Genomic DNA, 13904 nt, shown 5'->3' with positions numbered 1-13904 from the left:
AGGTGTTTTTCAATATTTTACGACATTTCCCACCACAAAGCTGACCAAGATACGAAAAAAGCTGAGTACCCTCAGCTTTTCTTGCTATAATGCTTTTTTTCATCTTTCTTAGACGGTAAGCGATAGACATCTCTTATGGCGAAGAATCCTAATGCAACCATAGCAAGTCCAAGAAAGATTTCTGGTGGTGATTGCATAATTTTGACAAAACTCATAGCTGCCAAAACGAGCAATAAAGCTACTGCTCCCACCATACCAATCATATTTAAAGTGCTGCGAATTGTTTTTGGAGCCATGAAAAAATAATACGAAACAATCAAAATAGCAACGATTAAATAAAACATTCATAACTCCTTTCCTTTACAACTCAATTTATCAGTTTTAAGCTGTTTTTACCAGTCGCTTTGTTCTCTCATTTTTAAGCGAAACTTTGATTTAACCTAACAGCTTCCTCGCCTTTTTTATTTTTAGGATCAGACCTAAAACAGTCCTCTGAACTTCTTCGCTCACTTATTTTTAGGCGAAGACTTGATTTAATCTAACAGATTTCCTCGCTTTTTTATTTTTAGGCTCAGACCTAAAACAGTCCTCTGGACTGTTTTACTCCTCTGCAGATTTTTTCTTCTTAGCTGCTTTAGCGCGCAAGTTTTTATCAAGGATTTGTTTACGCAAGCGGATTGATTCTGGTGTTACTTCCATGTATTCGTCATCATTCAAGAATTCAAGTGATTCTTCAAGCGTCAAGATACGTGGTGTTTTGATAACAGCAGTTTGGTCTTTCGTAGCTGAACGGACGTTAGTCATTTGTTTAGCTTTAGTGATATTAACTGTCAAGTCGTTTTCACGTGAGTTTTCACCGATAATCATTCCTTCGTAAACTTCAGTACCTGGGTTAACGAAGATTGTACCGCGTTCTTCAACAGACATGATTGAGTATGTTGTTGCTTTACCAGTATCAATAGATACAAGAGCACCACGACGACGTCCACCAATTTCTGCATTGATAACTGGCAAGTATTGGTCGAATGTGTGGTTCATGATACCGTAACCGTGAGTCATTGAAAGGAATTCAGTTGGGTATCCGATAAGTCCACGTGCTGGTGCCAAAAATACAAGACGTGTTTGACCATTACCAGTTGATTGCATATCAAGCATTTCACCTTTACGTTCTGATAATGATTGGATAACTGAACCTTGATATTCTTCTGGTGTATCGATTTGAACACGTTCGAATGGTTCGCATTTCACGCCGTCAATCTCTTTGATAATAACTTCTGGACGTGATACTTGAAGTTCATATCCTTCACGACGCATTGTTTCGATAAGGATAGACAAGTGCAATTCACCACGACCTGATACAGTCCATTTATCTGGTGAATCAGTTGCTTCAACACGAAGTGACACGTCAGTTTGTAATTCAGCAAGCAAGCGTTCTTCAACTTTACGAGATGTAACGAATTTACCTTCACGACCTGCAAATGGTGAGTTATTTGCCAAGAATGTCATTTGAAGTGTTGGTTCGTCAATGTGAAGAATTGGAAGTGGTTCAACGCAATCTGTTGGAGTAATTGTTTCACCAACAAAGATGTCTTCCATACCAGAGATAGCAATCAAATCACCAGCTTTTGCTTCTTGGATTTCACGACGTTCAAGTCCGAAGAAACCAAACAGTTTAGTAACACGGAAGTTTTTAGTTGTACCGTCAAGTTTTGAAAGAGTAACTTGGTCACCAACTTTAACAATACCGCGGAAAATACGTCCGATACCGATACGTCCAACGAAATCATTGTAATCAAGAAGTGACACTTGAAATTGAAGTGGTTCTTCTGAGTTATCAACTGGCGCTGGAATGTGGTCAATGATAGTGTCAAAGACTGGAGCCATTGTGTGTTCTTGGTCAGCTGGGTCATCTGAAAGTGATGATGTACCGTTGATAGCTGATGCATAAACAACTGGGAATTCTAATTGGTCATCGTCAGCACCAAGTTCGATGAAGAGTTCAAGAACTTCATCAACAACTTCTGCTGGGCGAGCTGATGGTTTATCAATTTTGTTAACAACAACGATTGGTGTTAAGTTTTGTTCAAGAGCTTTTTTCAACACGAAACGTGTTTGAGGCATAGTTCCTTCGTAAGCATCGACAACAAGCACAACACCGTCAACCATTTTCATGATACGTTCAACTTCTCCACCGAAGTCCGCGTGTCCTGGTGTGTCCATGATATTGATACGAACACCGTTGTAAGCAACTGCAGTATTTTTAGCAAGGATTGTAATACCACGTTCTTTTTCAAGATCGTTTGAGTCCATTGCACGTTCTTGCAATTCTTTACGTTCGTCAAGTGTGTGTGATTGTTTCAATAATTCATCAACAAGGGTTGTTTTCCCGTGGTCAACGTGGGCGATAATCGCCACGTTACGAATATCTTCTCTTAATTTAGTCATGATTCCTCGATTTTTTAAATTTATTCTAACTTTTGAATTATACCACAAATCCTATGAAAAAACAGCGATAAAACAAGTGTAAATGTTTTCAGACACGGATTTAGCTTCTATAGTATATAAAAAGATGGGAACTATGTCCCATCTTTTTATATACTATAGATATTTTAGCCTCATCTTATTCGACATAAGCAGTACTGACAACGCTCCAATTGGTCGATTCAAGTGTTCCTTGTTCAAGATAGCCGTCTGCATTAACACGATATAAGGCTAAACGTATTTTTGAATCGCTGTTTGTTCGGACACTAGCATAAACCAAATTGTCATCATATGCTTTGACATTTACAAAATAATCATCTTTATCTTCATCAGATAATTGATTTTGCGAAGCATAAATGGCAAGAACCCAAGACTCCACTTGCTCAGTTGTTAAATTTTTAGTATCAATGGTATCAGTAACAGCTGCTTGGTCGGTTGGTACTAATTTGAGATTAGTGTTTAGCGAATAAGTGAATTTGCTAGAGGTTGTTGTCCAGAATTGTGGATAAATATAGCCATTTTTAGCATAAATTCCCGAAGCAAATTTTGGTGTTGTTTGGTAACTACCACCGATACCACCAAAAATAAGTGCCCCGATGGCTTCACTATCACTTCCATCAGCAGGATAAAAACGATAAACACCTTGCGCCACTTCTTCATAACCAGAAACACGCTCTGTAACGATATAATTAGACTGATTTTTAGTCATTGTGCCATCTTCACTGATTGTCAGAATAACTCCGTCAAAATCAGCTGTTTTCCAATTTCCAACAAGCTCCGCAGGGACACCTTGTTTTATCGTTGAAGAGGTCTTGGTCTCGCTCGTGCTTGATGAACTTGAAGAACTAGATGTACTTGTTGACGTAGCCGTTGTAGATGGCGACCATTCCGCCTTATTATTGGCGGTTGTTTCTCGATTGAAAGCTGTGACGAGATACAAAATAATCAGAGTCAAGAAAACCAATGGACTGATTAAAAGGATCCTGATTAAACGACGTTTCTTGTTTTCTTGCAATTTTTCGATGTAAACATTGCGTAACGCTTCAAGTCTCTTTTTCTCATCTTCGTCTGTTACTTGACTTAATTCCAAATCCAATTGAAAAATCTGATTTTTGAGGTATTTCGATTTCAGGGCATCCTTACTCTCATCGTTTTTTCTCTTTAAATTTTCTTTTTCAAATTCCATATATTGGTAAATGATTAACTTTCTTTAACTTTTCCTGTCCAGTAGTCAAAGCCGTCTTTAAGAACATAAAGGTTAGTGTAGCCTGCTTTTTTAAGTGTTCTAATAACACGTGGAAGTGCTGAACTTCTACTACTATCGTATAAAAGAACAGGTTTATCTTTACGAATAGCAGACATTGAGAGTTGAATTTGACTAGCTGGAAGATTACGAGCTCCCATGATATGTTTTGTTTTGAAAGCACCAGCCTCACGCACATCAATCAATTGACTTGTGTGAATCATGCTTTCAAACTCAGCATTATCAATAAATTTTGCTGCACGGCGGAGACTAAAATAAGTCCAAGCCATCCAAGCAACGATAGCAACTAAAATAACTAAAACGATAATCCAGTTCATTTTGCGCCCCTTAATCTACAAATTGACTTGCAAGACTTGCTGCACCAATGATACCAGCATCATTTCCAAGTTCGGCAATTTTGATTTTTGTTGTTTTGCGCACTTGTGGGAAAGCGTAGCTGACAAAATATTTTTCAACGCGACTACGCAAGAATTCGCCTGCAGCTGAAACACCACCACCGATAACAACTGAATCTGGGTTTAAGATGTTTGCGATATTTGCTGTTGCTTGACCAAGATAGAAACCAACTTTTTCAACAACTGAATCGGCAAAATGGTCACCCGCTTCAGCAGCGACAAAGATGTCTTTACTTGTCACCGCATCACCATTATCAATGGCAGCTTTGATGCTTGAATCACCTTCATATTCTTCAGCCAAATGACGAGCCACACGCACAACACCTGTCGCTGAAGCAACTGTTTCTAGGCAACCCTTGTTACCACAAGTACATTCAAATCCATCAATTGGCTCAACATTCATGTGACCAATTTCTCCACCAGCACCAGCGACACCGTGGATAAGGTTACCGTCAGCGATAACACCGCCACCAACACCAGTTCCAAGTGTTACAAAAACAACATCTGGATTGTTTGCGCCAGCACCTGTCCAACGTTCACCAAGTGCAGCTACATTTGCATCGTTATCAATAGCAAATGGAATGCCAAGTTCACGTTCGATAACTGAACCGACTTCTTCAGTGTGTGCCCAGTTCAAGTTGAAAGCACCTGTAACTGTTTTTTTAGCGCGGTCAACAGCACCTGGAGACCCCATACCGATACCTACAAAATCATCTTTTGTCAAACCGTAAAGATTCAAACGGTGTTTGATTGATCCAACAATATCAGGGACAATGTGTTTACCATCTTCAAGGATATTAGTGTCAATTGCCCATTTTTCTTGTACTTCTCCCTCAAGTGTTAGGATACCGAATTTAATCGTTGTCCCACCAAGGTCAATCCCCAAAAGTTTTTTAGTCATTATTTTCTTTCTCCATTTCTAAACGGTGCTCACGTCGCAAAATCAATTCAGCCGTCAGGTAATCTGTCTTGTCAATCAACCCATTTTCATACAATTTTTCTAATTCTAGTTTCATGACTTCAATATCATAGAGACGCTTACCAATATAGACATAAATACCAAATCGTTTCAACAATTGTTGCACATCATATAATGTTTTCATATGAAGCATTTTATCAAAAAAAGCAAGCATTTTCAATAAGAATATGCAATCGGTTTCTCTGTTTCTCATATACTTTCAACATAAACTAAAAGCAGGTCATGCGACCTGCTTTCTTGTTTCTAGGCGAGTGAAAAAACGTCCACTGGACGTTTTTTTATCTATTTTGAAAATTATTTGATTCCTGGTGCTTGTCCGCGTTCGGCTTGAAGCATCCAGATTGTCTTTTCAGCGTCTGCTTGGGCAGCTGTGAAAATATCGTTAGAAGGTGCGTCACCTTCTTCGTCAGTAACATCAAGCCCAACTTGGTAAAGTGCTGACAAATAAGTATAAACGTCAACCAAACGTGCCAAATGTTCGTCCATTGTTTTGTCAAATGAACCAGTTGTTTCATCTAACTTAGAATTTTCATCAAATTCTTTCAATGTTGAATATGGAGCACCACCGATTGTAATCAAACGTTCGCTCATTTCGTCTAATGAAGCGTTAAGACCATCCATCAATTCGTCCATTTTTGGATGCAAATAATAGAAGCCTGCTCCACGCATGTACCAATGAACTTGGTGAACAATTGAGGCAGCTTTTGACAAATCAGCAACCGCTTGGTTAAGAACGGCTTTTGTTTTGGCATTTTTAGCAGTTGATTTTTGTGAAATATTATGTGTTACAGATGCGTAAATGTTTTCAGTGATTGTTTGAGTCATAGTAAACCTCCTCGTCAAATGACATTTTAGGATTTCTTATCCTTTACGTTACAATCCTATTTTAGAATAATTCTAAATAAAGAGCAAATAATATGCTCACTTTTTTAATTATTTTTCGAATAAACTAGTATGGACATTTTATTATTCTTTTTTCTAGGGGCTTCTATTGCTTCTTTTCTCAGTTTAATCGTTGATCGATTTCCTGAAAAATCAATCATTTTTCCTGCCAGTCACTGTGATTCTTGTGGAAAACAACTTGCCATTCGTGATTTGATTCCTATTTTTTCTCAACTGATAAATCATTCACGTTGTCGTTTTTGCCACACCAAAATTCCTTTCTGGTATGGACTGTTAGAACTTTATTTTGGGGTCATTGTCGTACTTTACTATTGCGCACTTCTCTCACTCGACCAAGTTTTTATCTTGTTTTTTAGCACAACGCTTAGTCTTTATGACTTGAAACGTCAAGAGTTTCCATTGTTGGTTTGGCTCCTTCCAAGTATTTTTTTGCTTTTTGTCACGCCGATTAATGCGCTAGCTATTATTCTTTTGGCTTTTGGGATAATGGCAGAGCTGATTGATTTGAAAATCGGTAGCGGTGATTTTTTCTACCTTGCCAGTTTGAGTCTGCTTCTTGACGTTCAAACCATTTTATGGATTATCGAACTTGGCTCTCTTTCAGGTATTATTTACTACTTTTTCCAGACAAATAAACGAATTCCCTTTGTGCCATTTTTGTTTTTAGGATACCTGATTTCATTCATTTTTAACCATGATTAATTTTTTAATTAAACATGATTTATTTTTTAAAATTTTCTGCTATAATAGGCATTAATAAGAGATTTAGAAAAGAGGTAGTGCCTTGGAAACTTCTACACATTACCAAAAATCACTCAGTGAAGTTAATCAAAGTATTGCTGTCCCAAAAAATGCCTCATTTTGGCGTACCCTTAGAGCTTTTATTGGACCAGGAGCTCTGGTGGCCGTTGGCTATATGGACCCTGGTAACTGGATTACCAGCGTTGTCGGCGGAGCAACTTATAAATACCTGCTTTTGTCTGTTATCCTTGTCTCATCTTTGATTGCGATGCAGTTACAGCAAATGGCCGGGAAATTAGGTATCGTGACCAGATTGGATTTGGCTCAGGCAACAGCTGCGCATTTGCCAAAGAAACTCCGTTACTTACTTTTTATTGTGATTGAATTAGCATTAATGGCGACAGATTTGGCTGAAGTCATTGGTTCTGGAATCGCTCTTCATTTACTTTTTGGTTGGTCTTTGTTATTCTCGATTTTCATCACGATTTTAGATGTCTTTATTCTCTTATCTTTGATGAAATTGGGATTCCGTAAAATTGAGGCTATCGTATCGACCTTGATTGCAACGATTTTGATTATTTTCCTTTACTTGGTCATCTTATCAAAGCCAAGTCTTTCAGGAATTTTGCATGGTTATCTCCCTAATGCGTCGATTTTAGATTTAAAACAAAGTGGCGTTAATAGTAAATTGACATTAGCTTTGGGGATTATTGGGGCGACGGTTATGCCACATAATCTTTATCTCCACTCTTCTATCTCACAAACTCGAAAAGTTAATTATAAGAGTCAAAATTCCATTAAACAAGCTGTGCGTTTCATGACTTGGGATTCCAATATTCAACTCTCGCTTGCTTTTGTGGTTAATTCCCTATTGCTCATTCTAGGAGCTTCGCTCTTTTATGGACATGCTAGTGAAATCGACGCATTTTCACAAATGTATGACGCTCTTCAAAATTCTGAAATTGCAGGTAGTGTTGCTAGTGCTGCTCTATCAACTTTATTTGCTATCGCTTTGCTTGCTAGTGGGCAAAATTCAACCATTACAGGCACACTAACTGGACAAATTGTCATGGAAGGCTTTTTGAAACTCCATTTACCACAATGGATTATCCGTTTGGTGACGCGTTTGGCTGCTCTTGCTCCCGTTATGATTGTGGCTGTGCTCTATGGTAGTCGCGAAAGCGTCCTTGACCAACTCATTGTTTACTCACAAGTTTTTCTATCGGTAGCTTTGCCATTTTCAATCTTTCCATTGGTTTATTTCACATCAAACCGCAAACTTATGGGAGAATTTGTCAATGCCAAATGGAACACTATTCTCGGCTATCTCGTCGCTATTGTATTAACACTGCTCAATTTAAAACTCATCATTGATTTGTTCTAAATAAAATTAAATAAAAAACGAACAATCTTAGAATTCTAAGATTGTTCGTTTTTTTACTCAAAACTTAAGTTACAATGTATAAAATATATGGATTACAGAATCTTAAAAAATTCTAAAAAACCAACTCCTAAGTTACAAGTTATCTCTAGTCTGACGTCTCTTAATAAAACTATAACTAAGAATTAATAAGCTTAGCCCATAAACAAAGTAAAGTGTATAGTAGGTCTGAATACCTAATAATTGTATTACTAGCAATACCAACACACTTGAAACATTAATAAGACTTGTTATTTTTAAGACCCATTTTTCATCATCTAAGCTTTGTAAAGTCATTTTTGATGACTCATACAACGGAGTTGCCCCCATTATCATCATTGTATATAAAGTCATAGGTATGATATTTTGATATGATTATCGTACAAAATCCAACCCTAGCGCCTATGATGGAAACATCAGACTATGAGCCCAAGGCAGTAGAAAATGACAGTCAGGTGGACGCTGATACAGTTAGCGACACTACCGCATTTTTAGAAACGTTCTTTAAGTTATATCCAACCGCAACAGAGAAAGAACTTGCCTATTATGTGGGAGAAAATGTGATGGAACCGGTGCAGCGAGAATATCAAAGTGAACGTATCCGTGAAATATTTAGACAACCTGACAAAAGCAGAACAGATTTCACAATATGAATTGATACTTCATAAGGATAGTAACTGGAAGATTGTAGGTTAATCAAACCATTCATTTATTGACTTATTTTCTTTTGCGCGGTATATTTTTATCGTAATGTTGGAAATATACCGCATTTTGAGGTGGACAATGATTAAGAACAGAATTAAAGAATTTAGGGCAAGATATGATATGAAACAAGACGACTTAGCAAAAGCAGTCGGTGTTCGACGAGAAACGATTGGTAATCTTGAAAAAGGACGATACAATCCCTCTCTCGTATTGGCTTGGAATATTGCAAAGACGTTTCATGTAACGATTGAAGAAGTTTTCACAGTAATAGACGATTGAATTTAGAAGTGATACCATGTTAGCACTAAAAAACGAGATATTAAAAAAGCCTTGAAAGCAGGTGCAAAGGCTGGCGGTGTTTCATTGGCTGATGTACGATCTGATATTGAAGCGATGATTGATGAAGCTATGAATAGTACCGACCCAGAAGTGTAGGCAAATTTCAAAAAGTATTTTGGAAATAAACGCCCTACACCAGAAAAATATATTTATAAAATTACAAAAAGGACAAAAGTTTAATGTTGAAAAACTTTAACGAAAATTAAGCTATGATAAAATCTATGCAGAGAGGAGTTATAACATGGGAAGTGTTTTGATTATAGACGATGATAAAGAATTATGTGCGTTAATGAAAAAATGTATAGAGCAAGAAGAAATGTCAGCTTTGGTGGCAAATGGTGGTACAGAGGGTTTACGTTTGATAGATGAAAATAAAAATTTATTTTCTCTTGTTATTTTAGATGTAATGATGCCTGATATAGACGGGTTTCAAGTTTTAGAAAAAATTAGGGAAACAAGTAATATTCCCGTTCTAATGCTCACAGCAAAAAGCGGTGAGGACGATAAGGTTTTTGGACTGCGTCTAGGAGCAGACGATTATTTGACAAAGCCTTTTAGTATTAAGGAACTTATGGCTCGTGTCAATTCACTTATTCGACGTTACACGACTTTAAATCCTACATTTGCAGAAGAAGATTGTATAACTTTAAAAGGCATGAAAATTGATAAAGTGAACCGTACTGTTTTAGTTAATAATATTTCTGTTGAACTTACAAGCAAGGAATTTGATTTACTTACATTTCTTGCTTCTAACAAGGGACGAATATTTACAAAAAAGCAGATTTATACACAAGTATGGAAAGACGACTATGCTTTTGATGATAACAATATAATGTCTTTCATCAGCAAATTAAGGAAAAAGATTGAAGCAGACCCAGAACACCCCTTTTATATTTTGACGATACGAGGGGTTGGCTACCGCTTTAACAAGGAGGCTTAATTATGAATACTTATCTGCTTATTGCCTTTGTTTTAGCACTTGTAATAATCGCTTGTCTTGTTTATAAACTTTATCATATTAACGAGCAAATTTCTTTTATCAAAGAAGTGCTTGTTGACATAAAATCTGGTAACCTTAACAGACGTATTCTAGTACAAGAAAACGATATGACTAAACAGATTTGTTATGATATAAATCAAATAGCAATCAATAATCAATCACAGCTCATTCATCAAAAGCAATCGGAACAAGCGTACAAACGACTAATGACAAGCCTTTCACATGATGTGAAAACTCCACTTGCTTCTTTAGTCGGTTATTTAGAAGCGGTTGAAAGTCAAATTGTAATCGGCAAAGAAAAAGACGAATATATTCATGTTGCGTCTGAAAAGGCACAACATCTTAAACATTTTGTAGAACACTTATTTGAATGGGTAAAATTAGACTCTGGGGAGCAGATTTTTCATTTTGAAATTTTAGATTTGAATGAATTGACTCGTAATATTATGACTGATTGGATTTTAATATTGGAAAATAGTCATTTTGAATATGAGGTTGAGATACCAGAAGAAGAATATCAAGTGCGAATTGATATAAACGCATACACTCGTATTATCAACAATCTTTTACAAAATATAATTGTTCATAGTGAGGGAAACAAAATGATGTTGCGAGTTCTGAAAGATCAGCAACGAATTAAAGTTATTATAACAGATAATGGAAAAGGAATTGCTTCTGATAAATTGCCACATATATTTGAAAGGTTGTATCAATGCGATAATTCTCGCTCTACCAAAGGAAATGGTCTAGGATTGGCAATTACAAAGGAACTTGTCAACGCACATAAAGGGACAATTACTGCAAATAGTATTCTAAATCATGGAACAGAATTTATCCTATCATTTCCAAAAGCTCTGTAAAAATGCAGAGCTTTCTTTTTGTGAAAGCAAGATAAAAACAAGGTTACGGCAAGGTTTTGGCAAGGTTCATATACTATAATTTAGGTGTAAGTGGTAATTCTAATAAATTGCCACTTAGATAGAACAGTAAATAGAAAGTGAGGAAATTTGTATGAGTGATACTGTGATAAAGACAAAGCAATTAACCAAAAAGTACGGAAAACAAACCGTAGTAAATAAGGTTAATCTTAATGTAAAGAAAGGTAGGATTTATGGCTTGCTGGGACGTAACGGAGCTGGGAAAACAACCATAATGAAAATGATATTAGGATTGACAACAACTACTTCTGGAAATGTAGAAGTTTTTGGAAAAAATATAGACGGAAATGAGAAAAGGATATATTCCCGAATTGGTGCAATTATAGAAACACCGGGGTTTTATCCCAATTTGACTGGAACAGAAAATTTAGAAATCTTTGCTAAGTTACGAGGAACAGCTTCGCCTAATGCTGTTAAACACGCATTAGAAGTTGTAGGTCTGCCCTATAAAGACAAAAAGACATTTGCAAAATACTCTCTTGGTATGAAACAACGTTTAGGTATTGCAAATGCGATATTACATGACCCTGAATTGTTAATTTTGGACGAGCCAACAAATGGGCTTGACCCTATTGGGATTGCAGAAGTACGTGATTTCATAAAGAAGCTCAGTGTAGAACACGGAAAAACAATTTTAATTTCTTCTCATATTCTTTCTGAAATAGCAGTACTTGCAGATGACATAGGAATTATTGATAAAGGTGTTCTCTTAGAAGAAAGCAGTATGAGTGAGTTAGAAAAGCGAAATAGGAAATATATTTCGTTGCAAGTTTCGGACATTCCAAAAACAATACTGATATTAGAACGTCAATTTCATGTGAAAGATTATTCAGTTCAAGATGAACAGACGGTGCAAATTTATGACACGACATTGAATATGGGAGAAGTTAATAAAGCTCTTGTTATGGAAGATATAACAGTTATCAGTTCTGGACTTTGTAATGATACCTTAGAAGATTATTTCAAAAAGATTACAGGGGGTGAGGGTATTGCTTAAGCTGGTTAAACTTGAATTTTGTAAATTGCGTCGTAAAGAACTTATTTGGTTGATGTTACTATCTGCTTTTGTCATGCCATTCTTTGCATTTTTATATTTTGGTTATTTGGGACAGACAAATATTGATCCTAGACTATTTTATAAGTGGTCTGCATTTGGATGTACATTATTCATTATACTGCCATTTATATTAGGCTTATTTAGCACAATGCTTATGCATGATGAAAATAGGTATGATATGCTAAAACAACTTTGGATTGTGCCAGTAAGTAAAATGGGATATTTTTTCAGTAAATTTTTCGTTGTATTGATTTATTCCGTTTGTTTTATGCTTATTACAGCATTTGCTTCTGTACTGTTTAGTGTCATTCCGAACTATGTAGTATTTGAATGGAGCAGTGTTTTGTTTTTGTTGGAAAGGTGTCTGGAAATTGCTGTTTTGACATCATTTGCAATACTACCCATTTTAGCAATATCTTCTTCACAAAAAGGATATATTTTCCCTCTTTGCATTACATTGATTTATGTATTTGCTGGATTTTTAATCACACCGATAAATTCTTGTCTACACCCACTGTCTTGTATCAGCGTTATTATTGCAAGAAATGAAGCAATTTTAGGATTGTCACTTCCACAAAATAATGTGCCATTAGCACTTTTAAGCATTTGTGTATGGGGAATTGCTTCTACTTTACTTGCTAAAATCAAATTAAGTACGAGAAAGTAAGGTGGAAAAATGAGAATACTTTTATGGGCAGAATTTCAAAAACTCCGCCGTTCCAATATTATTATGTTTACTATCTTTTCAACAATCTTAATCGCTGTAATTGTTTTGATAAGCGGGGTGACAACAGTATCTGAAGAACAGTTAACAACAGCTATGGCTGGCTGGTATATGACAATTACACAAGTCTGGGCGACTATGTTCGTTCTTCCAGCCGTAATTGCTCTTTTGGGGAGTTATATGATTTGTCGTGAGGAACAAGACGATACATTAAAATCTTTACGTTTGATTCCAGTAAATGAAACAAAATTGACAACTGCAAAAATGATTGTTGCATTGGTATTCAGTATGCTGGTGTATTTGTTACTTTTTATGATTACATTTGTAACAGAAGCTATTTTGCATTTCTCTGATTTATCTATGGCAATGTTTAGTGAATTTTTAAAAATGTACTTATTAGAAGGCATTGGTGTATTTTTTGCCGTTTCCCCTATTATTGCAATCGTGCCATATCTAAAGAAAAGTTATTGGTTGGCTCTACTTTTAGCAGAAATCTATTCATTTGCTGGATTATTTATGAGTATGTCGAATACCCTGAAAACTTTTTACCCTATCACAGCAATATTTGGTATTTCGGGGTATTACGAAACAACTATTCAGGATTATTTTTGTAGTTTGGGAATATTGATTTTATGCGGTTGTATCTCAGCTATCTTATTAAAAAATTTAAACCATAGACAAAGGAAAACGGCTAATGAATAAACTATGTAGAATAAGAAAAGGGAAAATCTTTTTTGGGGTTTGTGGTGGTTTAGCAAAGTGTTTTAATGTAGACGCTAAAATAGTAAGATTACTATTTACTGTAACGGTTTTTATTTTTCCAAAAATCATTATTGCATATATCATTCTTATGATTGTTATACCTAAGGAGGTTAAAATACGTTAAATTTGCAATATATATTAAGAGTGTTTCATTAAAATTTAAATTTCACATTATTTTACAAGGAGCAATTATCAT

General features: G+C 35.9%; 17 protein-coding genes and 1 pseudogene. 10 read left to right on the top strand and 8 right to left on the bottom strand.

Annotated features, from left to right (window positions below):
- Positions 1-71: 71 nt before the first annotated feature.
- The 7 genes from CCC20_RS08590 to CCC20_RS08560 form a co-directional block, all read right to left on the bottom strand.
- On the bottom strand, positions 72-344 hold the full coding sequence (locus CCC20_RS08590; RefSeq protein ID WP_003063692.1) for a DUF3165 family protein: 273 nt from the start codon (positions 342-344) through the stop codon (positions 72-74).
- A gap of 256 nt (positions 345-600) precedes the next feature.
- On the bottom strand, positions 601-2445 hold the full coding sequence (typA, locus tag CCC20_RS08585) for a translational GTPase TypA (RefSeq protein WP_003063690.1): 1845 nt from the start codon (positions 2443-2445) through the stop codon (positions 601-603).
- Positions 2446-2620: 175 nt separating this feature from the next.
- Positions 2621-3667, bottom strand: coding sequence for a hypothetical protein (locus CCC20_RS08580; protein WP_013851569.1), 1047 nt, complete (start codon positions 3665-3667; stop codon positions 2621-2623).
- A gap of 14 nt (positions 3668-3681) precedes the next feature.
- Positions 3682-4062 (bottom strand): rhodanese-like domain-containing protein, encoded by a 381-nt coding sequence (locus tag CCC20_RS08575; protein ID WP_003063685.1) that lies wholly within the window; start codon positions 4060-4062, stop codon positions 3682-3684.
- A gap of 10 nt (positions 4063-4072) precedes the next feature.
- On the bottom strand, positions 4073-5041 hold the full coding sequence (locus tag CCC20_RS08570) for an ROK family glucokinase (protein ID WP_003063681.1): 969 nt from the start codon (positions 5039-5041) through the stop codon (positions 4073-4075).
- Positions 5034-5243: a YqgQ family protein gene (locus tag CCC20_RS08565; RefSeq protein ID WP_012961615.1), complete on the bottom strand. Its 210-nt coding sequence runs from the start codon at positions 5241-5243 to the stop codon at positions 5034-5036. Before CCC20_RS08565 ends, CCC20_RS08570 begins: the two co-directional genes overlap by 8 nt.
- Before the next feature lie 170 nt (positions 5244-5413).
- Entirely contained in the window at positions 5414-5944 is a 531-nt protein-coding gene (locus CCC20_RS08560) for a Dps family protein (RefSeq protein ID WP_013851567.1), read from the bottom strand.
- A 129-nt stretch (positions 5945-6073) separates the two neighbouring features.
- Between CCC20_RS08560 and CCC20_RS08555 the strand changes: the two genes are divergently transcribed.
- Both CCC20_RS08555 and CCC20_RS08550 read left to right on the top strand, forming a co-directional pair.
- Positions 6074-6724: a prepilin peptidase gene (locus tag CCC20_RS08555; protein ID WP_058692777.1), complete on the top strand. Its 651-nt coding sequence runs from the start codon at positions 6074-6076 to the stop codon at positions 6722-6724.
- A gap of 82 nt (positions 6725-6806) precedes the next feature.
- On the top strand, positions 6807-8147 hold the full coding sequence (locus CCC20_RS08550) for an Nramp family divalent metal transporter (protein WP_003063674.1): 1341 nt from the start codon (positions 6807-6809) through the stop codon (positions 8145-8147).
- A 132-nt stretch (positions 8148-8279) separates the two neighbouring features.
- On the opposite strand, the pseudogene CCC20_RS08545 reads toward CCC20_RS08550, so the two are convergent.
- A pseudogene (locus tag CCC20_RS08545) lies at positions 8280-8549 on the bottom strand (MATE family efflux transporter); the annotation flags it as partial.
- 5 nt (positions 8550-8554) lie between these two features.
- Here CCC20_RS08545 and CCC20_RS08540 point away from each other — a divergent pair.
- The 8 genes from CCC20_RS08540 to CCC20_RS08500 all read left to right on the top strand — a co-directional run bounded on the left by CCC20_RS08540 (position 8555) and on the right by CCC20_RS08500 (position 13832).
- Positions 8555-8836, top strand: coding sequence for a conjugal transfer protein (locus CCC20_RS08540; protein ID WP_003063669.1), 282 nt, complete (start codon positions 8555-8557; stop codon positions 8834-8836).
- Positions 8837-8966: 130 nt separating this feature from the next.
- Positions 8967-9167 carry a helix-turn-helix transcriptional regulator gene (locus CCC20_RS08535; protein WP_003063668.1) on the top strand — a complete coding sequence of 67 codons (201 nt, stop codon included), beginning with the start codon at positions 8967-8969 and terminating at the stop codon, positions 9165-9167.
- A 301-nt stretch (positions 9168-9468) separates the two neighbouring features.
- A complete protein-coding gene (locus CCC20_RS08525) occupies positions 9469-10167 on the top strand; it encodes a response regulator transcription factor (protein WP_003063663.1) in 699 nt (232 codons plus the stop codon).
- 2 nt (positions 10168-10169) lie between these two features.
- A complete protein-coding gene (locus CCC20_RS08520) occupies positions 10170-11087 on the top strand; it encodes a sensor histidine kinase (RefSeq protein WP_058692776.1) in 918 nt (305 codons plus the stop codon).
- Between the two features lie 151 nt (positions 11088-11238).
- The gene (locus CCC20_RS08515; protein WP_002347243.1) at positions 11239-12162 is read left to right on the top strand and encodes an ABC transporter ATP-binding protein; all 924 of its coding nucleotides are present in this window, start codon (positions 11239-11241) and stop codon (positions 12160-12162) included.
- Complete coding sequence (locus CCC20_RS08510; protein ID WP_270619628.1) at positions 12146-12889, top strand: ABC transporter permease; 744 nt, start codon at positions 12146-12148, stop codon at positions 12887-12889. Before CCC20_RS08515 ends, CCC20_RS08510 begins: the two co-directional genes overlap by 17 nt.
- A gap of 9 nt (positions 12890-12898) precedes the next feature.
- On the top strand, positions 12899-13648 hold the full coding sequence (locus CCC20_RS08505; RefSeq protein WP_058692774.1) for an ABC transporter permease: 750 nt from the start codon (positions 12899-12901) through the stop codon (positions 13646-13648).
- Complete coding sequence (locus CCC20_RS08500; RefSeq protein WP_043910115.1) at positions 13641-13832, top strand: PspC domain-containing protein; 192 nt, start codon at positions 13641-13643, stop codon at positions 13830-13832. The genes CCC20_RS08505 and CCC20_RS08500 overlap by 8 nt, the downstream gene beginning before the upstream one ends.
- The last annotated feature ends 72 nt before the right edge of the window (positions 13833-13904 follow it).

The organism is Streptococcus sp. LMAG:39, assembly GCF_008680485.1.
Taxonomy (GTDB): Bacteria; Bacillota; Bacilli; order Lactobacillales; family Streptococcaceae; genus Streptococcus; species Streptococcus pasteurianus.
The sequence above is the reverse complement of the archived record's forward strand: the minus strand, read 5'-3'. Positions and strand labels throughout refer to the sequence as shown.